The sequence below is a fragment of the Marseilla massiliensis genome, assembly GCF_023336985.1.
Classification (GTDB): Bacteria; Bacteroidota; Bacteroidia; order Bacteroidales; family Bacteroidaceae; genus Prevotella; species Prevotella intestinigallinarum.
On record NZ_JAMBLP010000018.1, the window covers coordinates 48286 to 71847 of the forward strand.

Annotated in this window: 9 protein-coding genes; 4 read left to right on the forward strand and 5 right to left on the reverse strand. The window is 54.4% G+C overall.

Features of this window, described 5'->3' with window-relative positions; genetic code table 11:
• Nucleotides 1-11: 11 nt before the first annotated feature.
• From M3089_RS11855 to M3089_RS11875, 5 genes are read right to left on the reverse strand one after another with little or no spacing between them, the layout of a single operon-like run.
• Nucleotides 12-1580 carry a fasciclin domain-containing protein gene (locus M3089_RS11855; protein WP_249084317.1) on the reverse strand — a complete coding sequence of 523 codons (1569 nt, stop codon included), beginning with the start codon at nucleotides 1578-1580 and terminating at the stop codon, nucleotides 12-14.
• A gap of 6 nt (nucleotides 1581-1586) precedes the next feature.
• Entirely contained in the window at nucleotides 1587-3413 is a 1827-nt protein-coding gene (locus M3089_RS11860) for a fasciclin domain-containing protein (RefSeq protein ID WP_249084319.1), read from the reverse strand.
• Nucleotides 3414-3444: 31 nt separating this feature from the next.
• The gene (locus tag M3089_RS11865) at nucleotides 3445-4983 is read right to left on the reverse strand and encodes a RagB/SusD family nutrient uptake outer membrane protein (protein WP_249084323.1); all 1539 of its coding nucleotides are present in this window, start codon (nucleotides 4981-4983) and stop codon (nucleotides 3445-3447) included.
• Nucleotides 4984-4995: 12 nt separating this feature from the next.
• Nucleotides 4996-8313, reverse strand: a complete 3318-nt coding sequence (locus M3089_RS11870) for a SusC/RagA family TonB-linked outer membrane protein (protein WP_249084324.1) — start codon at nucleotides 8311-8313, stop codon at nucleotides 4996-4998.
• Between the two features lie 4 nt (nucleotides 8314-8317).
• Nucleotides 8318-10870, reverse strand: coding sequence for a fasciclin domain-containing protein (locus M3089_RS11875; protein WP_249084326.1), 2553 nt, complete (start codon nucleotides 10868-10870; stop codon nucleotides 8318-8320).
• Nucleotides 10871-11080: 210 nt separating this feature from the next.
• Here M3089_RS11875 and M3089_RS11880 point away from each other — a divergent pair, with 210 nt between their 5' ends.
• From M3089_RS11880 to M3089_RS11895, 4 genes are all read left to right on the forward strand, one after another.
• Nucleotides 11081-13411 carry a glycoside hydrolase family 95 protein gene (locus M3089_RS11880; protein ID WP_249084329.1) on the forward strand — a complete coding sequence of 777 codons (2331 nt, stop codon included), beginning with the start codon at nucleotides 11081-11083 and terminating at the stop codon, nucleotides 13409-13411.
• A 312-nt stretch (nucleotides 13412-13723) separates the two neighbouring features.
• A complete protein-coding gene (locus M3089_RS11885; protein ID WP_249084331.1) occupies nucleotides 13724-16390 on the forward strand; it encodes a beta-mannosidase in 2667 nt (888 codons plus the stop codon).
• Nucleotides 16374-19136, forward strand: a complete 2763-nt coding sequence (locus tag M3089_RS11890; protein WP_249084333.1) for a GH92 family glycosyl hydrolase — start codon at nucleotides 16374-16376, stop codon at nucleotides 19134-19136. The genes M3089_RS11885 and M3089_RS11890 overlap by 17 nt, the downstream gene beginning before the upstream one ends.
• Nucleotides 19137-19559: 423 nt before the next feature.
• Nucleotides 19560-23537 (forward strand): two-component regulator propeller domain-containing protein, encoded by a 3978-nt coding sequence (locus M3089_RS11895; RefSeq protein WP_249084335.1) that lies wholly within the window; start codon nucleotides 19560-19562, stop codon nucleotides 23535-23537.
• Nucleotides 23538-23562 lie beyond the last annotated feature (25 nt).

Genomic DNA, 23562 nt, shown 5'->3' on the forward strand with positions numbered 1-23562 from the left:
GTTGGCTTAATTTATTTTTTAACGGGTTCAAATATTATTCTGTCCAGCCTGAATGTACGTGACAGTTCGCCAGAAGAAAACTCGCGTGACGTTACATTGGTGGCAACGGTCAGCTGGGTGGTCACCGGAAGCATGCTCGGGTCGTGGGTCTTGTCCATAAGCCATAGGCGGTCGGTGGTGTTGCTAACGGGGAGTTCCAGCTCTTCGAAAGCGAGCATCTTGACAGGTTTTGAGCCCGAGGTGAGCAGTGTGCGGCTGTTGTTTCGCTTTGATGTTGAGCGGCCGTTGCTGTTCATGTATGCGACGGTGAACGTGATTCGCGTAGAGTCAAGTTCTGTGGTTGGCCCTTCAACAGTTGCTGGCAGGAACACGGCGTATACATTATACTTGTCGGCAAGAGTGTTTGGTATGTCGAATATGACGGTAGGGTTGGTCGACGTGGATATCGGCATCACCTCAATGTACGAGTCACCGCTAACGCCGCTTACAATGCTTGCGGCAGTCACATTGCGCATATATACTGATGTCAGCGTGTTGTTATATGTACGTCCGTTCTGCTGTTCGGCTTCCACGCTTATCGGTTTGTTCCACGTCTCGCTGTTGTCGTAGTTGAGTGTGGTGGCGGTGAACAGCATTCCGTTTGAAGCCGACAGTTCTTGGGTTCCGGAAATCAAGTCGGCAGGAGAGTGGATTACGCTTCCTGTTGTCGACACAATGGAGTCGGCCCGGGCAATGCTTCCTCTGTACACGAGGTCATTGACGATTGCTAGTTTTGTGCGTATGTCTTGTATTGAGTCGGCCACGTGTGCATTTGTATCATACACCTTGAACGAAGGGGCGATGCGTTCGTAGGCTGCGGCCCAAGCCTCGTTGGTCGGCACGACCATCGAGTACAACGAGTCTTCGCTTTTGATGTGTCCTATGCCGTATGCCTTGTCTTCAAGTAGCCTGTTGTAGCTAACCATCACAGAGTCAAAGACAGGGCGTCCGTTGTCGTCGATGTCAATCTCTGTGCTGGCATCAGGGTCGAATCGAACCTCATCAAATGAATGTATGAACTCATAGAGCGCTGACATTTCGCTGCTGGCCTCAATGTGCTCATAGATATTGTTGGCGTATGGTATTTGAGCATTGCTTAGCTTGTGGACGAGGCCGTTGGTTGCCTTGATGTCATGTTGTGCCATGGTACATCCGCCAAACATATCACTGCTGTTGAAATAATATATCTTGCCATTGAGCATTCTGACGCTTGTCGTCACAGGGGTCGACGATGGGTAAGTCTGCCTTGCTATGTGATTGCTTACCATTCTCCTTATTGAAGCCATGTCGGCATTTGTGTCCGGGCCCATGGCGTCGGCTGGCGGGGCAAACACCGTGAACGATTGGCTAGAGGAAAGCAGGTCGGCATATCCTGATTTACTGATGAGACCGGCAAATGCCTTGGTCGCATCATCTTGTTCAAGCAGTTGCATTACGGTGAGTCCCGAGCCTTGGGCTGGACCTTCTTCATAATGGTCGGCCCATTCTGTACATCCCGTTATGGCAACCGAGATTAATATTGTTGATAATAACTTCTTCATGTTTTATTAGTCTTTGTCTTCTGTATCAATGATGCTTGTGGGAACGTATTCAAGGTAGTCGAAGTGGAACTCGCCGTTTTCCGACTCAATGTTCTTGACACGGAAATAGTGGGGGCCATATTCTTGGAACGTGAATGTACCTACAATGAAGCGCAGGGCGCTGATCTGTTGGCGCAAAGTCTTTTGTCCGTTAGGGCTGTATACCGAGTTCGGGCCTTTCATATATCCACGGTTGCGCATCATCTTGTCGTTTTCAGCACCGTTGTCTGTTGTCTGGTCGTCGCTGACCCAGCCAATTTGCGGTTGCTCTCCCGTGTAATTGAAACTCACCGGTATGCCAATGATGCCGCCGTCTACGAAGAGCTGTGCTATCCCTCCCCATGAGCGGGCAGAGTATCCGAGGCGAATCTCATAAGTTCCCGGTGGAACAGGCAGCATGCGCACTACCACGTCATACCAACCGCGTACCGATATCTCGTCTGCCTGGTAGTTGCTCCATGTGTCTGAAGCCCACATGATAAACTTGGATGCGTCGTTGAACTTGATGTAGTCTCCGCAATAGTCGGGTGACATGGTGTAACCACCGAAGCCATCAAGATTGGTCAGCTTCCACCTGATGTTGTTGTTGGTAAGTTGCGGTGCAATCGAGTACGCGTCGAACCGGATGCGTTTGTTCAGCACGTCACTTACCATCACATCCTCGTCGTAGACAAGCATGTTGGTCAGAGAGTGGATGAAGCCGTTCATCCCGTCTATGTTTGAGGCACTCTCGTTGATGCCCACATATTTTCCGTTGCTCTGTTCGTTGATGTGGTTTCCTGCCTTTATCTCCATCAATCTGTTTTCGAGCATTGTCTCGTAATACTCATATCTTTTGTCCATATAATAAGAAGATGTGCAGGGTCCGCTGTATATGAACGAATTGGTAGACATCTGCCGGTTGAGCATATGGTAAGATATGAATTTGTTGAGAGCGTTGTTGCGGCTTGTCGGATCGTCGGCGTCTTGTGTGCCGTAATACTTCCGAGCATATTTTATCAAGTCGTCGATGCTGTGTATTCCCGATGCCTCCATCACAGAGTTTGGCTCGGCAAACATGGTGTAGCCCAGGCGGCGTTGCTGCAATGGCTTCATGGTGTAGCCGAGGATGTTGACATACTCAGTAGAGTAGGGGCTTTCATAGCTCATGTCGTACGTCTCGGTGATAGAGTCGTTAAGGTGGGTCAGGCGCATAGCTTCGGCGAAGTAGCTGTATTCCGGCATTCCGTTGAGAATGCTTCCTAGAGTCTCTTCGCTGGGAACGAGTACGTGGTCGATGACGTGAATCACCCCGTTGTGCACTTCGATGTCTGGCATGATTATTTCCGACTGTTTGTTCACCATTATCGAGTTGCGTCCTTGGCCGTTGGCTACATATGATATTATCATATATCTGTTGTTCATGTTAGATGTGCCTAACGCTCCTTCTGTGAAGTCTTTCGTCTTGTAGTCAATGGCGGTCGAGCGTATTATGTGGTTGTACACAATCTCTTTCTTCTCTTTGGCCGTCAGTTGTTCCATCGAGGTATTGTGTTCCTTGAAGTATGCATCAAATGCCTCGTTTGTAGGTATGAATGCCGTATAGTGTCCGTATGTGGCCAGCAACGACTCTTCGCCGGCGTCTTTCACAACCTGCGTGAATACCGAGAACGAGTCGGGCCTGTTTTCGATGTATGTTGCCACAGTCTCTCCCTTGAATGTATAGTAGCTGTCGCCCGAAAGGTCGTCACTGTCGCAACAGCACAGTATAAACACTGCCAATGGCGCCAGAAGAGAAAATATGAATCTTTTCATTGCTTTTTGCTTTTTCGGTTGGTTTATTAAGTCAATTCCTGTCAATGTCGCCCGTAGTTGCATAGAACGGGTTTTGCTTAAGAAGTTTGTTAACCTTCAGCTCGTCGCGGTTTACGGGCAGGTATAATGCGTTGAGAGTGTTGAGCCTTGTCATTACGGTTGCCTGGTCTTGGCTTTCATACTTTCTGAGCAGATAAGTCGACACTATGTTGTTAAGGTCGCCGTGGCGCCTTACGCGTCGCAATATGTCAAAGTATCGCTTGCCTTCGAACAGGAACTCGCGTTGGCGTTCGTCGAACACCAGGTTGCGCATCAACTCCTGGGAGTTATAGTTCTGCAACTTCAGCGAGCCAGTGCCTCGTGACGGATTGGCTCTGTCGTATGTGTTGCTTACCAGTTGTATTGCTTTCTCGAGGTCTCCACCTGCATTACGCTCCACCAGTGCTTCGGCTTCCATCAGATAAACGTCAGCCAGGCGGTAGATAATCCAGTCCTGAGTGTTTTGGTTTACTATGTAGTCTGAGGCGCTCACTTGGTTGCCGCTGCTCTCCAGTCGGTAGGTAACATACTTGCGGATTGGTATGAAAGCCGCCGACGAGCTGCCGTAGAAGGCGTCGTACTGCCGGATGTCGCTTCCGTCGAATAGCTGGTATTCGCCGAAGTCGAGCGATGACAGGTGGTTGACGCTCGAGCGCCCTCCTGTTGTTCCGTACATCTCATTGACAACATAGTTTGGCGTGTATGTGTCGAACTGCAGTTCAAAAATGCTTTCGCTCGAATTGCCTGCCCCGAAAACCTGCTGGTTGTAGCGTGTTGACGGTTCAAGCTGCAGAGGGTTTGATTGCGTTTGCTGTATCCGTTCGCACATCCCGATGCACTTGTCGTACTCATTGCGCCATAAATACATGTCGGCCATTAGCGCCCACAAAGCCTTTTGGGTTATTCTCCCCTTTGTGTCGCCCGTGTTAGAATACACAGCCTTGGCGTAATTATCGCTTATGCTTTCCAGTTCGCCGAGCAGTTCGTCGATAATGTCGTCACCGTCGGTTTGTGCCAGCTGGAACGGACGTGTATCGTCTTTGTATGACAGAGTGGTGAATGGCACATCCTTGAACGTCCGCACCAGGTAGAAGTAGCATAGGGCGCGCAGCGTGATGGCCTCGGCCTGATACGCCCTCAGTTCACCGGCTTTGAAGTTAGGGTCGCTTTGTTGCACGGCAGGAGCTTTTTCAAGCACTGTGTTGCAATAGTTGATAACCCTGTACACTGGTTCCCATTTTGTATATCCGTTGCTTGCATCGACATTGGCCGTCAGAATGTAGTAAATGTCGTTGCTGACATTAAGGCCGGTCAGCACGTTGTCAGAGCGCACTTCGCCCCAAACTATAAGCCGTTCCATCATGTCGGGTTCGAGAAAAGCGCGATAGCAGGCCGCCACAGCACTTTCCACGTCGCTTTTAGATTGCCAGAAGTCGTTGCTTACCAGTTCGGTCTGTGGCTTGATGTCAAACCATTCTTCGCACGAGCTGAGGCCGCAGGCGATGCACAATGCGCATATTATCTTTTTCATGTTTTGTTTTCTTTATAGTCCGATAGTTATACCAAAGGTGAAATACTTCGAGCGTGGCGTTTTCGACCAGTCGGCGCAGATGCCCTTGTCGTCATAGCCCACCTCGGGGTCGACGCCCGAATACTTTGTCCATGTTAGGATATTGTTCAGCGTGAAGTAGAGCGAGGCAGTGTTCAGGCCTATCTTCTTTATTGTCTTCGGATCGAACTGGTAGTTCAGTGTCAGCTGTTTCCATCGCAGGAATGAGCCGTCTTCAACGAACCTGTCGCTCCCCATCCAGTTGCGCCCGTCTTGATATAGGGCCCTTGGCATGTTGGTTATGTCACCGTCTTTGCGCCAGCGCCAGTTCACCGATACGCATTGGTTGTCATTGGTGTACATGTTCTCGGCATTCATACGTGCGTAATTGATTACCTTGTTGCCATAACGGAAGTTGAAGAAGCACGTCAATGACAAGCGTCGGTTGTACCTGATGGTGAAGCCGAAGCCGCCGTTGAGTTTCGGGTTGCAGTTGCCAAGGTAGACAACGTCAAGTTCGTCGATGGTGCCGTCTTTGTTTACATCTTCATATATGGCGTCGCCACCTCGGAACCTCCGTGAGTTGGTGGTTCCGTATGCAAAGTACATCGGCACAGGTTCGCCATAGCTGTCAAACACCACGTTGCCGTTTTTGTCGCGCACCACAGGGGCGTTGGGGCCACTCACTCCCGGCACTTCTTTCTCGCTGTACTTGTCGTACTGGTAGACACCCAGCGACCGTAGCCCGTAGATAGACCCGAACGAGTTGTTGGTCTGCACTCGGGTCAGGTAGTTGCCGTTGTTATAGTCGAATTCTCCGTTGTATGAGTCGAGAACATTTTCGTCGAGCGCCCTGATTGTGTTCTTGTTGTTCGAGAGGTTTGCGTTCAGGTCGATAGTGAACTTGCCTATGTTTATCAGGTTGTTCGTGTTCACGTTAAGTTCCCAGCCGTCGTTGTCCATGGTGCCGGCGTTGATATAGCTTAGCGATCCGAAGCCTGTCGACGAAGGTATGCGCTGGTCTTTGAATAGCATGTCTTCAGTTCGGCGGTGGTATACGTTGAGGTCGAGGTAGAAACGGTCGTCTAACAGTCCGAGGTTTAATCCCAGGTTAACGCTTGTCGAGCGTTCCCACTTGAGGTTGGTCAGTTCTATTGAGCTTGGCTTTATGGTTGGCGTACCGTTGTAGTTGTTGCCACCCGTGCTCCACGACCCGTTGTATCGGGCGAAGTACAGGTATTCCCTGTCGGGCATGTTGCCTGTGATGCCCCAGCCGGCCCTGAGCGAAAGCTCCGACAGCCACTTTTGGAATGACGACATAAACTTCTCGTCGCTTACTATCCATTTGCCCGATACCGACGGGAATGAGCCCCAGCGGTTGCCCGGGCCGAAGCGTGTCGAGCCGTCCCATCTCATGGTTGCATCGAGTATATACCTGCCTTTGTAGGCGTAGTGCAAGCGTCCCAGCACAGCCATCGAGCGCCATTGTCCGAGTTCGGAGTTGAGGTTGTTGATGTTTCCTCCGGCCGTTGTGTCCGTTATGCTTTCAGACGGCGAGCCATAGGTTGTGAACTGCTGGTTCTGAGAGTTGCCGCTTGTCATTTGCCATGAGCCGTAGAGCATCAGCGAGTGGTCGGCCCCAAGGTCGGGCATCCATGTTATGTTTTGGTCTGTCATTATGGTCAGGCCTTCGTTTTCTTGCTCTTCGCTGCGGTTTATCCATTCGTTAAGCCATGTCTTCGGTACTATTTCCTTAGGTAGGAAACGTTTTATCTTGTAGTTCTCAATGTCGAAAGTCACATATCCGTTATACCTCAGTCGCTGGTTGTCGGTGGGTTCGATGAAGTCATATTGTATGCGTAGCGTGGGTATGACGCGCATGTTTTTCTGTACGTTCCTGGCCAGGTGGGCCACAGCAACGGGGTTTAGCAGGTCTTGCTGCGACGAGGCGAGGTTCGATGTTGGCAGTATGTTGTAATACACGTCAGTATCGTTGCCGTTGGCGTCTTGCCTGTAGATGCCCACGTTGGGCAGCTTTCTGTAAGCCACGTCGAGCAGTCCCATCGTCTTGTAGCTGTCGTAAGGGTCTTGTTGTTCGTAGTTTCGGTTGTTGTTGGTGTATGTCATCGAGAAGTCCGAGGTGAACTTAAGCCTGTCGCTCACCTGGTATTCCAAGTTCATGCGTGTCGACAGTCGGTCGAGCTTCTGCTCTATCACCGTTCCGGTCTGGCTGTAGTATCCTATCGACGCGCGGAACTTGGCTTTCTCGCCTCCTCCGCTAATGGCGAGCGTGTGGTCGTGTGTCCACCCGAACTGCGACACCTCCTTCACCCAGTCGGTGTTGTTGTTGTACTGCTCGTATTCAGAGAAGTTTTGGTCGTAGTTAAACTCCGGTATGTTGCTTTCGCTTTCGTCCTGGTTGCGGTTGAAGTAAGCCTGCTTCATGAGCATTGTGTAGTCGTCGCCGTTGAGCATTTCCATGCCTTTGGGTTGCCACGAGCCCGACAGACGGTACGAATAAGTCACACGCGTAGGGCCGGTGACGCCTTTCTTCGTCTTTATCGATATGATGCCGTTTGCGCCGCGTGCTCCCCATATTGCGCATGCAGCTCCGTCTTTCAGCACCGTTATTTCCTCAATGTCGTCGGGCGATATGCTCAGCAGGGTGGCAAAGTCATCGTTAGACGCAGTGTTGTAGTCGAACGAGGCGTCAACCTGGCTGTCGAACGGAATGTCGTTGAGAAGGATTAGCGGTTCGGAGTTAGAGTTTATCGACGTTGTTCCTCTCACCCTCAACGAGCTGCCGCTGCCAAGGTCGCCGGAGTTGCCCACAATGTCGAGACCTGCTATTCGGCCCTGCAGGGCTTCGTCTACCGATGCCACAGACATGCCTTCAAACGTCTTCATCGAAATAGTTTGCTGTGCTCCCGAAATCTCTCTCACCGGTATGCTGAACCCGCCTTCGCTGGTGCGTTTCCTGCCTTTCACCTGCACCTCGGCAATGGTCTGGCTGTCGTCGTTGAGTTTTATGTCGAAGCGCCGGCGCGCCTTTATGGGCAGTGTCTGCGGCTTGCAGCCCACATACGTCACCTTCAGTGAGTTGTCGGGGTTCTTCAGTTGCAGCGAGAAGTTGCCGTTGATGTCGGTGACTGCCGACGACACAATGCGGCCTCCCTTGTCTTGCTCCACCACGGTGGCTCCTATGCACTCGCCGTCGGTGGTGGTCACTTTTCCTGTTATCATCACTCCCTGCGCCTGTGCGGCCAATGCCGTGACAGCCAGTAACATGATTGTCAATATTTTCTTTTTCATATTATTATTCTGGTATTAATGCTCGGTCTACCAAGTGAATGACTGATTGCGACGAGGAAACCAGCTGCGTGGCTGTCCGGTAGTCGTTGCTGTTAACGATGATATCGCGGCTTTGCAGGTTGTACAGCCCGGCTGTCTTCACCACGTGGGCCACGTTGCCCTTGCTGTCGGTGATGCTCAGGTTCTGCCCGTTGCTGCTGATGTCTATTTTCTGGAATCGTCCGCTGTTTGAGCGTGCCGCCGTTTCAAACGTGCGCGTGCCAAAGGGCTGCGAGTCGACGTAGGTAGAGTTGTCCACGAAATGGTATTTCAGGAAGCGTATGAGCCTCAGGGCCCATTGGTGCTGTGTCTTTGTGTCGGTCTGTTCGGCAATCTCGTTCCAGGTGTGCAGTGTAGGGTCTTTGGCAAACGCCTCGTCTACGGCCTCGTTGGTAGGCACGAACACAGTATATTGGAAGTTTCCGAACGAGCTGACCACATTGCCGAGTCCCGACGACGACGACGTGGTGTTGAGCGAGAAAATGCTTTTAATCTCAGGGTCGTCCTCGAATATGCGGAAAATCATGTCGTTGCCGTTGAGCAGTTCGAAGAACTTGGAAAACTCCTTGTGTGCCTGCATGTTGGCGTATACAGAGTTTACAGGGTCGTGAATCATGCGGTCTATGACATAGCAGCGGCCGTTGTCGGCGTCGTAGCGGCTTACCTGCCTTGCGGCAGGCATGCCCTGCTCGATGTCGCCGCCACCGCTCACGGTCATGTTGGCACCCGTGCCGCTGACGCGTATCGTGCTCCCGCCCTTCGACTGGTAGAAGTGGTGCGAGCCGTCGTCAACAAATCCGCTCATTGTTCCGTCTTCGGCTTTCTCGCCAACTATGATGTGGCAGTCGCAGATGTCGTAGAGCCTGTTGCGCAGTATGGCGGCATCTTCAATCGTGCGCTTGTATTCTCCCTTAGAGCCGTCGTCATTCACCGAGTATACATCTGCCGTCACGGGTTGGTCTTTGGTGTCGTCGTAGCGGAAAGCCCATATCTCCCTTTGGCTGCGCCCCTTGGCCCAGCTCAGCGGGTCGCGGTAGTTTTCAAGTGCCTCGTCGGTTGGCACGAGCAGGTTGTACATGTTCTCCATAGAGCGCAGGTACAGATAGAACTTCATGTCGCGGTCTTGCAGCGCCCAGTTCATTATCTTCGTCTTCCCGTTGGTCATCACCGACGCGTATACGCTTTGGTAGTCGATGGGCGGGTAAACCTTGTTGGTAACATATACAATGCCGTTTCCGCAGACATAAGATTTAAGGATGTCTCCTTTGTCGACGTGCATTGCAAACGACGATTCGTCGTTCATGCTGCCCCACATAGACGGCAATGACGACATGAACGACTTCTTCTGGTGGTTTTTCACAAACATGGCCAGCAGCGGGGTGGGCACGTTGTCCCATGTGCCGTAGGCATCTTTAAGGTAAGAGCCTTTGCCGCCGTTGATGTATTCGTCCATTGCCCGGTCGGTGGGAACGAACATGACACCCATGTCTTGCATCGACGAGTAACTGTTGTCGGCCGGGTCATAGTACAACAGTCCGTAGCTTGTCATGTCGTTGTCGGCCGGGTCGAGGGGAGAAGACTCCGTGAAGTACCTCTTCACGAATATGGAGTCGGTTATCAGCGGGTGGCTTGCGTCGCTGCCGTCATACAGTTGGTGTACGGCCTCAGTCTGCCTGCTGCTGTAGAACGGGGCCGAGAACCGCTCCATTAGCCGTGCAAACTCGTCGGTCTGCCCGTTGTGGTTGATGACATGGCTCATCGGTGAGTTGGGCGTGAGCACGTCGGAAACCACGTGCACGTAGCCATTCTTGCACGTGATGTCTTTTTGTTCCACGCGCGAACCATTGATATATACGTCTTGGTTGCTATACCGGCTGCCCAGTATTAGCGTCATGTCTTCGTCGGGTATTTTGTTGGCGGCTGTGTGTTGCGGTGTGAAGTGCACCATGTAAGTGTCGCCGTTGTCGGCCAGCATCACCCCCTTCTTGCTGTACTTCGTCCAGAATGGCGCTTCGAGCTGCCTTGCGTCGGTGCACCTCTGTATGCTGTCAAGGTAAGAGTACTGTGTGGCCCTGCGCACGGCTGTGCCCTCGCCGCTTTGGTTTTCGGCGTCGCTGGTGTTGGCCAGCATGTATGCCAGATAGGCCATGTTTATCGTGCTGGCATTGAGCAGGCTTCGCTTCTGTGCCGGCGTGAGTTGTTCGTAGGACGTCACTCCGTAGGGGTTGCCTCCGTCGAAGAAGCGTTGCCAGGCATCGTCGCGGGCCGGGAATACCGTCTTTGAGCCGGTAAGCTTCAGCACCTGTTGGTAGTTCAGGTCGTCGACCAGTCTCAGGTAGGTTTTGAAATTGCCCTCTTGCTGCAGATAGTCATAGATGCTTGCTCCGAGGAAGTCGGGTTCTTTGTCCTCGTATTCGTAATTGTCAGAGCACGAGGCAAGCCCCAGTCCCGCGGCGATTAGCATTCCGGCCACTGTGGCCGACCATCGCAAAGGGCGTGAATATTGATATCTTTTCATATAAAAAAGGTTAGTTATCTAAAACTTTCGACAAAAGTAATACATATTATGTATAGGCGTGATAATGATTCGCGCCAGAAAATATAATGAATGTTGCAAGAGAGCTACGAATGAAACAATCTTTCCATTTTATGGCCGTGCACGATACGCCAAACAATATATAACAAAGTAATTTTGCGGCAGTAGTAAAACAAAACCAATTGATTATTTATGAAAGTAAAGCAAGTTATCACGATTGTTCTTTCCGCCATGCTCGGCATCGAGGTCATGGCTGCCGACTCGAAGCCGGCCCTGGTCTACTCGCGGCCATCGGCGAAGTGGATGGGGGCGCTGCCGTTGGGCAACGGCAGGTTGGGGGCAATGGTTTACGGAGGCACAGACGTCGAGACCATAGCCCTCAACGAGGTTACCATGTGGTCGGGCCAGCCCGACCCTGAGGCCAACAACCTGTGTGGCCCCGACAGGTTGCGCGAGATGCGCGAGACTTTTCTTAGCGGCGACTACAAGCGCGGCAACGACCTCGGGTGGCAGTACCTGTGTGGCCACGGCAAGTCGTTTGGCACTAACCTGCCTTTCGGCGACCTGCTCATAGAGACCGGCGGCGGCGATGTTAGTGGCTACCGGCGTGAACTGGCCCTCGACGAGGCCGTGGCTCGAGTTGGCTTTGTCTGCGGAGGCACGCGCTTCAGCCGAGAGTATTTCGCGTCGAACCCGGCACAGGCCCTTGTGGTCAGGTATACGGCCGACAAGGCTCACGCCCTAAGCGCCACGGTCTCGATGCGCATGTTGCGCCATTCCGAGGTGACTGCCCGCGCCAACCAGATAGACATTACCGGCGACGCGCGCTTCGACAAGAACGGCGAGGGCGGTGTGAGATTCAGGGGCATTGTCAGGGTGATGGCCGACGGTGGCAGTGTGCGTTCCGTGGGCGACAGGCTGGTGGTGGACAGAGCCGACGCCATGACCATCATCGTCGACATCCGCACCGACTTCCAGAACCTTAACTACCGCAGCCAGTGCCTCAATACGGTAGAGACGGCAGCGTCAAGGACATACGATGAGCTGAAAAGGGAGCATGTGGCCGACTTCAAGGCCATATTCGACCGCATGGACATAGACCTCGGCCGGCCAACGACAGATGCCAATACTACCGACGAGATGTTTGCCGAGGCACACAAGGGACTGTCGAACCCGGCGTTCGACGCACTTTTCTTCCAATACGGGAGGTACATGCAGATATCGTCGTCGCGCGAAAACTCGCCGCTGCCGTCAAACCTTCAGGGGATATGGAATGACAACCTGGCGTGCAACATGCCGTGGACATGCGACTACCATCTTGACATAAACATACAGCAAAACTACTGGAGCGCCAATATTGCCAACATGGCCGAGACAAATGCCCCGCTCTTTACCTACATCGGACTGCTGGCCAAGTATGGCAGCGTGACGGCACGCAAGATGTACGGTTGCGGCGGATGGGTGGCACACACCATCAACAACGTGTGGGGCGACACTGCACCGGGCAGCGCATGCAGCTGGGCTATGAACGTGACGGCCGGCGCATGGATGGCCACGCACCTGTGGACTCACTATGAATACACCCTCGACAAGGACTACCTGCGTGAGGTTGGCTACCCGTTGCTCAAGGAGACGGCTCAGTTTTTTGTAGACTACATGGTGGAAGACCCGAAGACGGGCTACCTGCTCAGCGGCCCGAGCATATCGCCCGAGAACGGGTTCAGGGGGGCCGACGGCAGGGGATACTCGCTGTCGATGATGCCCACGATAGACCGTGCCGTGATATACGACATTTACAATGCGTGCATACAGTCGGCCAAGATTCTCGGCATCGACGACGACTTCAGCCGACGCTTGCAGCGCGACATCAAGAAACTGCCACCGTTGCGGTTGCTCGACAACGGGGAACTGGCCGAATGGTATCTCGACGTCGTGCGCGACGACCCTTCGCATCGCCATGCCTCACACCTGCTGGCACTCTATCCCTTCGGGCAGATTTCGCCATTCAAGACGCCTGGGCTGGCCGAGGGATGCAGGCTGTTCCTGGAAAACCAGACTTCTCATGCCAACTGGGAAGACACAGAGTGGACACGTGGCAACAACATCAACTTCTACGCACGCCTGCTCGATGGCGAAAAGGCCTACGAGAGCCTCAAGGGACTATACACAGGCTTCATGCGCGAGAACCTGATGACCGTGTCGCCGGCAGGCATTGCCGGGGCCGAGAGCGACATCTTCTCGTTCGACGCCACCGAAGCCGCAGTGGCAGGGGTATGCGAGATGCTGCTGCAGAGCTACGACGGCATGCTCAACTTCCTGCCCGCCCTGCCTAAGGCATGGAAGAGCGGAAGCATAAAGGGCGTGTGCGCCCGCGGTGGCATTGAGGCCGACTTTGCATGGAAGAACCGAAAGGTGGTGTCGGCCACGCTGCGTTCGCGCGTAGACCAGACGGTGAACGTCAGGGTGAACGGCAAGGAGAAGACGGTAGAGCTTAAGGCCGGCGTGCCTTTTACACTGCTCTGAGCCATGCCCCGTTGCAGGGATGAATGTCACAATCAGCCCGACAGGCATTTGTTCCTGCCCGCAGTGCGCATGGCCTTTTGTCGTTGCCGGCGTCGGGCGCCATCGGTCAAGCCACTGTGCCTTGACATAGCCATCTTCTCATTTGGCCTCAATGAGTTTGCAAAACGGCGCGTTTCACCACTTGGAACGGGTCGTTTTGCAAACTAAAACAGCCTGTTTTGCAACGTGTTGAAGCTCAATCTGTTGCGAATCCGAAAGGAAAGCGTTTCCAAAAACGGAATTATTGACACTAACAAATAACTGAAAACCAAAATGAAACTACATTTTATGGCCTTCTTGGCCTTCTTGGCCTTGTTCGCCCTTGCCGCATCGGCCGCGGCATCAGTATGCCAGCGCACGCTTCACGACGGCTGGCGCTTCCGACAGGGCAGTTCGGAGATATGGCATCCGGCCCGTGTCCCGGGCAACACCCATCTCGACCTCATGCGTGAGCGCATTATAGACGACCCGTTTTTCAGGCTCAACGAGCGCGCGGTGCAGTGGGTCGACAAGGAAGACTGGATGTATGAGACGCGATTCACGCCCACCGTGAGCGAACTGTCGGCAACCAACCAGGTGATTGTGTTCAAGGGGCTCGACACCTATGCCGATGTTTACCTCAACCATCAGCGCATCTGCGAGGCCGACAACATGCACCGCGAGTGGCGTTGCAACGTGAAAGGCATACTCAAGGAGGGCGAAAACCTGCTCGAGGTGTACTTCAAAAGCCCCATCAGGCGGAACATACCTAAGTTCGACGCGCTGCCATACCGTCACAACACCGGGCCCGACCACTCGCAGATAGGCGGCATTTTCGACAAGACCATTTCGCCATTTGCCCGTACTGCCGGTTTTGAATATGGCTGGGACTGGGGTCCGCGCCTTGTCACCTTCGGCATTTGGCGGCCTGTTGTGCTCGAGACTTGGAGCGATGCGCGCATTGCCGACGTGTGGTACATACAGAAAGATGTTACCAAGGCCCGCGCAAAGCTGCGCACCGTGGTCGAGGTTGAGGCCGACCGCCCCGTCGAAAGGGCCGAAGTGGCCATCTGCGCCGACGGCAGGCGGGTGGCCGGCCGTACGGTGTCGCTGTCGAAAGGCATCAACAAGGTTGCTCTCGACTATACTGTCAACCGCCCGCGCCTGTGGTGGACCAACGGGCTCGGGGAGCCATACCTCACCAAAATGGTGGCAACGCTCGACGCGGGATGCCGAGACACCGTGGCCACAAGGCTTGGAATACGCTCGCTGAAGCTGCACAACGACAAAGACGAGCACGGCCACAACCTGTATTTCGAGCTCAACGGCGAGCCGCTATATGCCAAGGGCTCAAACATGGTGCCCAACGACAACTTCCTGTCGAGGCTCAATGACAGCATCTACCGGCGGGTGGTGAAAGACGCCGCCGACGTCAACATGAACATGATACGCGTCTGGGGAGGCGGAATTTACGAAGACGACGCCTTCTACAACTACTGCGACGAGATGGGCATACTGGTTTGGCAGGACTTTATGTTTGCCTGCCAGACATACGAGGTCGACTCAGCCTTCCTTGCAACCATAAGGCAAGAGGCCATCGACAACGTGAGGCGGCTGCGCAACCATGCCTGCATAGCCGTCTACGCGGGCAACAACGAGGAGCAGGATGTGTGGTTTGGATGGGGAGGCAAGAAGCGCTACTTCGACGAGATGGGCCAGGGCGAACGAGTGTGGAAGATGCAGCACAGCATATTCTACGAGGTTCTGCCCGAGGTGGTGAGCCAATACGGGGGCGGAACGGCCTACAGGCCGTCGTCGCCATGGGCGTTTGAGGATACACCATCCGACGGAGTGAACGGCGACGACCACTATTGGGGCGTGTGGCATGGCGGAGATCCCATCGAGGCATACTTCGACCACCATGTCAGGTTTCAGTCGGAATACGGCTTCCAGTCGTTCCCTGAATATGAGTCGGTGCTGAAGTTCAATCCCGACCCGCGCGACCACGACATATATTCGGAGGTGATGATGGCCCACCAGAAGGCCGGCACGTATGCCAACCACCGCATTGAGGAGTACATGAGGCGCGACTATAGGGTGCCCGACGACTTCAAGGCGTTTCTTTATGTGAGCCAGGTGCTGCAGGCCGACGCCGTGAAGATGGGCATGGAGGCTTTCCGCCGCGACCGGCCATACTGCATGGGAGGGCTCGTATGGCAGCTCAACGACTGCTGGCCGGTGGCCTCGTGGAGCAGCCGCGACTATTACGGGCGGTGGAAAGCGTTGCATTATGTCACCAAAAAGGCTTACGACGACATACTGGTGTCGCCGCGTGTCAAGGCCGACGACGCCAAGGCGCACGGCAACAGGCAGGTGGCTGCACTGCCCGGACAGGAAGACACCGGCGTGAAGTCTTCGTCCGACGTGGCCATTGGGCGCAAGGTGCTTGAGGTGAAACTCGTCAACGACCGCCGTTCGGCCGCCAACGGCATCCTTAGGGTGCAGGCCATGACCATCGACGGTGACGTGGTGTGGGAGAAGACCGAGAAAGTGAGCCTTCCCAAAAACTGCGCCGTCGATGCCGGAACTGTCCGCGTGGCCGACATGTTGGGTGGCGAGAACCCGGCGAATGTGTTCTTTTACATAACATTCAATACCGGGGGAAAGACGTATTACAACATTGCTTACCCGTTGAGGCAGAAAGACATGGCTTACAGGAAGCCGAAGATAGAAACCGGTATAGTGGCCTCTGCCGACGGCTACGACGTGACGCTGCGCTCGGACATATTCGCCAGGGCGGTGTTCATGAAGATAAAGGGCATCGACAACTTCTTCTCTGACAACTATTTCGACTTGCTGCCAGGGCAGAAGCGCACTGTTCACGTCACCACTTCCAAAGACTTGGCCACTTTCAGCCATGAATTGGAGATAACAACATTGGGTGATGGCTATGAAGATTGAACGCTTTTCAAATGTGGCGGCCATGGCATTGCTCTGTATTGTGCCGCGTGCGGGGCGTGTGGCACGGCTTGTATGTTTGTTGGGTTTTGCGTGGCTTGCTGTTGCCGGCGGCCGTGCCACGACCTATAACATAGGTGTTAGGGCCCATGCCACGGCTTCGTCGGAGAAGGAACCGGCGTCAAACGCCGTCGACGGGCGCATACGTGTCAATGGCAGCGGGGCTTGGGTGTCGGCCAGCACCGTCACTTTCTGGGGCGTCATCGACTATCCTTGGATTCAACTCGACTGGGATGAGAGCGTGGTAGTAAGCAAGGTGTTGCTTTACGACATACCCGGCGAGCAGTCGCACACTGCCGGAGGCGAGCTGGTGTTCGACGATGGAAGCCGTGTCCTGGTGCGTGCCATACCAGACAATGGCGCTCCCTGTGTGGTAGAGTTTCCGGCGAAGCGCACCAGGAGTCTTCGTTTCGAGGTCACCGACGGCAACGGCAGCAACCTCGGGCTGTCTGAGATTGAAGTCTATGGCCCGCCTTCGGATTGCTTGACGGCCGTCGACCCGTACATAGAGACCACACGCGGGCGTTACTTTTTCTTCGCCACGGGCTCTCAGCCGTTCGGCATGATATCTGCAGCACCGCTCACCCGCAACAAAAACCAGGGCGGCGGAGGCTACAATTACAATGACAATGTGGTGCTGGGCTTCCCGCAAGTGCATGCTTGGATGCTCTCCGGCCTATGTCTCATGCCTACAACAGGGAGCGTAGACGCCGGTGCCGGCGAGTCGGCATGGAAGTCGGCTTTCAGCCACGACGGTGAGATTGTGCAACCGGCTTACCACAGGCTGTTTCTCGACAGGTACAACGTGTGGGTAGAGCAGACCAACACCGACCGTGCTTCTCTTTACCGCATGACATTCACCGAGGCCGATGATGCGGCCATTCTGCTCAACCTGGGAGGCTATGTCGGCACGTCGACCATGGTCAATGCGCATGTGACAAAGGTTGAGGGCAGTCGCATAGCGGGCTATTTCGACACTACCGGCAGGCTCTGGGGCGGCCCCGACGTTGTCAGGATGTTCTTTGCTGCAGAGTTCAGCCGTCCGTTCGATGCTCTGAGACCATTCGGGGCAATGGCCGACAGCCTCGTGGCAGCCACCAAGGCCACGCCCCGCAATGAAGGCATGAGCTACAGCGACGCGCCCGTTGCCGGCGTCTCGGCGTGCTATAAGGTGGAGGCCGGCGAGCAGTTGATGCTAAAGATGGCCGTCAGCTATACCGGCCTGAACAACGCCGAACGCAACCTCGGCGAGATTGAAGGCTTTGACTTCGACGCCACCCGTGCCGCCTCACAACGCGAATGGAACGACATGCTGGGGCGTATCAATGTCAGCGGTGGCACGGAGGCAGACCGCGTGAAGTTTTATACCGACCTGTGGCACACGCTGTTGGGACGCCACAAGCTCGACGACAGGAGTGGCGACTACCCTGACTACACGCGTGGCGGACGGCCGGATGGCAAGCACGTCAGGGATGCACGCCTCGTTGTGCGCCACCTTGACGGCCCTTTCCACATGTACAACAGCGATGCCCTGTGGTTGTCGCAGTGGAACCTTAACATCATCTGGGGGCTTGCATATCCCGATGTGCTTGATGATTTCGCTGCATCGTTCCTGCAATACTCGCTCAACGGGGGGCTTTTGGCGCGCGGGCCGTGTGCGGGGGGCTATTCGTTTATCATGAGCGGATGTCCAGCCACGTCGCTTATAACCAGCGCATTCCAGCGTGGCATCTGCCGGAAGTTCTCTCCCGAGGTTGCCTTGCGCGAGATAGTGCGCAACCACGAGCCCGGAGGTATGCTCGCATACGGCCAGGACGACGACCTGCGCTTCTACGAACAGCACGGCTATGTGCCCAATGCGGCAGGGCTGACCATACAGTGGTCGTTTGAGGATTGGGCGCTGGCTGAGATGGCGTCGAGGCTGCAACGCCGTGACATCGCGCAGCGGTATTACCGTCGTTCGGCCGGATGGAAGGCTTCGTTCAACAGGCAGCTGGGGCTTGTGTTGCCGCGAACTCGTGAAGGAGGGTGGCTCCATACAGACCCGATGGACAGTTGGGGCTACGAGGAAGCCAACGCGTGGCAGGCTACGTTCGGCCTTTCGCACGACATAAAAGGACTTGCCGAACTGATGGGAGGCAACGACTCGCTGTGCAGCCGCCTCGACTTAGCGTTCCGGCAGTCGGCTAAGGATGACTTCGTTTCAGGCTATGGCAATGGCTATGTCAACTATTCCAACCAGCCGGGGCTTAGCAACGCACATGTATTCGCCCATGCCGGGCGGCCCGACCTGACCCAGTATTGGGTTAGAAGGGTGCGGCGCCAGACCTACGGAGGGGTGACTCCCGACAAAGGTTACGGCGGCAACGATGAGGACCAGGGCCAGATGTCCAGTTTGTCGGCGCTTATGTCGATAGGTCTGTTTGCCATCGACGGCGGGTCGGGATGCCATTCTTACTATGATGTCACAGCCCCGATATTCGACAAGATTACCATCAAGCTGCACCCGGATTATTGCAGTGGTCGTGAGTTCCGCATTGTCACGCATAACAATGGCGCCGACAATTGTTACATAAGGCGCATCAGTCTCAATGGAGTGGGGCGGCAGCGGCCGGCCATAACGCATGCCGAGTTTGTTAGTGGAGGGCAGCTTGACATCTGGCTTGACAGCAAACCACGAGTCCGCTGATGTGGTTTCATGTTGTGGCAAGGCAATGGAAACTGTTTCTGTAGGTGGTTTTCCATTTGCAGAAACGGTTTCTTGTTTGTGCTGTTGGCCGCCCGGTGCCGAGGCGTGGCATTGGTAGCTCCTGCACAGATGGCGTACGTCGGGTTCACGGCGTTGCCTCGATGGATTGCAAATGTAATGAAAAGTTTCATTGGGATGCACCTGCCTGGAGCAGTAAAACATGGATAGATGCAAGTGATTGAAGTTGTCTGTTGGGGTTCGGATTATCAAAATAATGTCCTGAACGGTTTGTTTTAATGCTAATTGCTGTTTGCATGAGTTTGCATGGCTGCAGCCGTTGCAGATGAAAATAATGTCTATATTTTGTCAAATTCAATATTTTTTTAGTACCTTTACGCCACCAATAATTATCTACCGATAGAAATGAAGAGATTCAGAACGGCGTTTTGCCTTGTTTGGGCATTGTCGATGCTTTTATTCCAGCGTACGGAAGTGGCTGCAATAGACGCTAATCTATTATATTATTTCACTCATTTGGACAGTCGCGACGGGCTGTCGGAAAACAGTGTTAAAGCCATTGTGCAAGACCATTGGGGGCTGATATGGCTTGGAACAAAGAACGGTCTCAACCGATATGACGGCCGTTCGTTGCGCCATTACGATGTCGACGACTTGAAGACCGGGCGCGGCAACCACAACGTGTCGGCTTTGTTTGAAGACGACCGCAGGCGCCTGTGGGTAGGAACAGACAAGGGTGTGTTCCTGTTTGACTTCACAAGCGAGACGTTTTCGTCGTTGGACGTCGTCTCCCAAGACGGTAAGCAGGTGAGAAACTGGATTGCCCAGATAGAGGCCGATAGGGAAGGGCGCATCTGGATAGCCTCGCCGGAGGAGGGGGTGTTCCGTTATGACCCGTCGACGGAGACGCTGAGGCGTTACACCACCCGCGGTTCCTCCGACGACGGATCGTATAACCCGCAGTGCTTCTGCCTGCGTCCGGACGGCGAGGTGTGGATTGGCACAGCCGGGCAGGGCGTCTTCCTGCTCGACGAACATACGGGCCACGTGCGCAGGGTGTTGGGAAGCCTGGCCGGACAGCACATATATACGATGGTGAACTATGGCGAGTGGATGCTGTTGGGTGAGCACATGGGGCAGTTGAAAAAGTTTAATCCCAAGACAAAAGAGATAGCTGTGGTCGACGCCCCGAACGTTCACTACAAGATAATCAGGGCACTCAACGTTGATGGAGACAACATTTTCGTCGCTACTCAGGACGGACTTTATATCGTGAACGAAAAGAAACGTACGGAGCAGCGCATACATGAGAACGGCCTGTCGCCCAACTGTCTGTCTGACAACATGATATGCGAACTTTACCGCGACCGTGACGGCGGTCTGTGGATAGGCACCATGCAGAGCGGTGTCGACTATATGCCGCGGGCGGGGCTGCACTTCTACAGTTACGTGCCGCTGGCTCGGGCCAACTCTTTGAGCAACAAGCATATCCGCGAAATGCAATGCGACGCCAACGGGCATATATGGATTGCCACCGAAGAGGGCAAAATCAACATATTCAGGCCTGCCACCCAGGATTTCATTACGCTTAACACGCCTCATTACAAGGGTGGCACCAACCGCCTGGCGCTTATGGTCGACGGCGACATGGTGTGGTCGGGACTGTTTAAGAATGGCCTTGACATAATCAGCGTGAGCACACACGACATCATGCACTACTCGCCGAAAGACCTCGGTTTGCATAGCGAAGGCTCCGTGTACGCTTTGTTCAAAGACCTCGAGGGCAACGTGTGGCTGGGCACCGGAGCCGGCCTTTACATCAAGAGTGCCGGTATGCGCTTCAACAAAGTGACCGTGTTGCCAGACATTTTCGTGCAAGACATATCGCAAGACAGGTTCGGCAATATATGGGTGGCAACCATTGGCAGCGGCATTTTCAGGCTCGAGGCCAAGTCGTGGCGGCAGAAGCAGTTCCAGGTGAAGACGGGCGAAATAAAGTCGAACGACGTTTCGAGCATATCTATCGACCATTGTGGCTGCCTGTGGTTTGGAACCGACCGTGGCGGGCTTGTGTCGTACGACCCCGCGAAAGGCGCGTTCACTACCATCGGCAAGGACGACGGGTTGCCCGACGACGTGACCTACAAGGTGCTCGAGGACTCTTTGCATCGTATTTGGTTCGGCACAAACAACGGGCTGGTGTGTCGTGACCCGCGCACAGGGCGCATAACGGTGTACTACAACAACAACGGGCTGCCCGGAAACCAGTATAACTATAAGTCGGCAGTGGCCGGACACGACGGCACTTTCTATGTCGGAGGCACCAACGGGCTCATTGCCTTCAATCCGCAGCTGGCCGGCAAGGACAGCCTTGACCGCGTGCTGATAACCAACCTCAGGGTTGACGGCAAGGATGTCTTCCCGGAACAGGGCGGAGTATTGCGCGTAAATATCATCGAGGCGGGCGAGATACACCTGCCATACGACTTTTCAAACATACAGCTAAGCGTGTCGTCTCTCAACTATTCGGGCGTCGAGAGCACCAACTACGAATATCAGCTGAGCGGCATCGACAAGGATTGGATACCCGTTCACGACAAGTCGGACATTGGGTTCTCGCGCCTGTCGCCCGGAAAATACACGTTCAGGGTGCGAATGGTCGGCGGAGGGCCTGTCACAGAGCTTGTGGTAGACGTGGCCCATCCGTGGTATTCGTCGCTGCCGATGAAGATAGTTTACTTCATTATGGCCGTGGTGGCGGCGCTGCTGGTCTACAGGTTTATGCAGAACAGGCAGAAGGCCAAGGAGAAAGAGCGCACGGCGCGTTTCATCGAGGAGAAAGAGAAGGAGCTGCTTCAGTCGAAAATCAACTTCTTCACCAACATTACGCACGAAATCAGGACACCGCTCACGCTCATCAATGGCTCGGTTGAGAACATTGCGGAGCAGCATGTGGACAACCCGGTGGTGCAGAAGAACATCGGGGCGATAGAGAAGAACACAAAGAGGCTGCTTAACCTGATCAACCAGTTGCTCGACTTCCGCAAGGTAAACTCTAACGGCATAACGCCAAACTTCACCAACATCAACCTGGGCGAGCTGGTGACGGGCATTGTAGAGCGCTTTGAGCCGACCATAAACCGCATGCACAAGACCATAAGCCTTGACATCAAGGACGACGGGATAGTGCTGCAGGCCGACCGCGAGGCCGTGACCAAGATATTGAGCAACCTGCTCAACAACGCCAGGAAATACTCGGAGACGTTTATCCAGGTAACCGTCGCTGCCAGCGGCGACAGGCTGACGGTGCGTGTGGTCAACGACGGGCAGAAGATACCTGCCGATAAGGCCGGTGAGATATTCAAGCCATTCACACAACTTGACACCACCCACACCCAGTCGGGCTCGGGCTTGGGCCTGCCTATGGCACGCTCGCTGGCCGAGATGCACAACGGCACGCTCGAGCTCGACACCGCGTCGGAGTACAATGAGTTTGTGCTGGTACTGCCGCTAAGGCAAGACCACGTGATAGACATTGACGGCGAGGCCCCGCAGCCGCAGATGTCTGCCGACCCGTCGCTGGAGAACTACGCCGGAGAGACGCATGTGTCGCCTGGCAGCACCAAGGGTTATACCATACTGGTTGTTGAAGACAACGAAGAGGTGATGGGGATGATAGCCGACGGTTTGGCGCCCCATTACAGCGTGTTGACGGCAAAGAACGGAGTGCAGGGCTTGGCCAAGGCCCATCGCGAGCACGTAGACCTGGTTGTAAGCGACGTGATGATGCCCGAGATGGACGGGCTTGAGATGTGCCGCAGGCTCAAGGAAGACATCGAGACGAGCCACATCCCGGTGGTGATGCTCACCGCCAAGCAGACGCTCGACAACCGCCTGGATGGCTTGCGGGCCGGTGCCGACGCTTACATCGAAAAGCCTTTCTCGTTTGTTCACCTGCTCACGCAGGTCGAGACGCTGCTGCTCAACCGCAAGCGCGAGCGCGAGAGCTTTGTCAAGAAGCCATACTTGCCGGTGCAGTCGTCGGGTATAAGCAAGGTAGATGAGCTGTTTATTAGCAGGATAACGGAGCTAATAACGAAGAACATACGCTCGCCTGAGTTTAATGTAGAGCAGCTGGCGTCGGAAATGTGCATCAGCCGCAGCTCGCTGCACAGGAAAATCAAGGAGGTGAGCGACATGACACCGATAGACTTCATCAGGCTCATACGCCTGAAGAAAGCTGCCGAGCTTATCCGCGAGAAAGGATACAGGGCCAACGAAGTGTGCGAGATGGTGGGCATCAACTCGCCGTCGTATTTCATCAAGTTGTTCCAGAAGCAGTTTGGCATGACTCCCAAAGAGTTTGCACAAAAGAAAGACTGACGTTACTGCTCACGCCGGGCCCTGT

What these genes read in the sequence shown, in the direction of transcription:
- M3089_RS11890 (WP_249084333.1), top strand. Translation starts at nt 16,374, where the DNA reads ATGGCTATGAAGATTGAACGCTTTTCAAATGTGGCGGCCATGGCATTG.
- M3089_RS11860 (WP_249084319.1), bottom strand. Translation starts at nt 3,413, where the DNA reads ATGAAAAGATTCATATTTTCTCTTCTGGCGCCATTGGCAGTGTTTATA.
- M3089_RS11855 (WP_249084317.1), bottom strand. Translation starts at nt 1,580, where the DNA reads ATGAAGAAGTTATTATCAACAATATTAATCTCGGTTGCCATAACGGGA.
- M3089_RS11885 (WP_249084331.1), top strand. Translation starts at nt 13,724, where the DNA reads ATGAAACTACATTTTATGGCCTTCTTGGCCTTCTTGGCCTTGTTCGCC.
- M3089_RS11870 (WP_249084324.1), bottom strand. Translation starts at nt 8,313, where the DNA reads ATGAAAAAGAAAATATTGACAATCATGTTACTGGCTGTCACGGCATTG.
- M3089_RS11880 (WP_249084329.1), top strand. Translation starts at nt 11,081, where the DNA reads ATGAAAGTAAAGCAAGTTATCACGATTGTTCTTTCCGCCATGCTCGGC.
- M3089_RS11895 (WP_249084335.1), top strand. Translation starts at nt 19,560, where the DNA reads ATGAAGAGATTCAGAACGGCGTTTTGCCTTGTTTGGGCATTGTCGATG.
- M3089_RS11875 (WP_249084326.1), bottom strand. Translation starts at nt 10,870, where the DNA reads ATGAAAAGATATCAATATTCACGCCCTTTGCGATGGTCGGCCACAGTG.
- M3089_RS11865 (WP_249084323.1), bottom strand. Translation starts at nt 4,983, where the DNA reads ATGAAAAAGATAATATGCGCATTGTGCATCGCCTGCGGCCTCAGCTCG.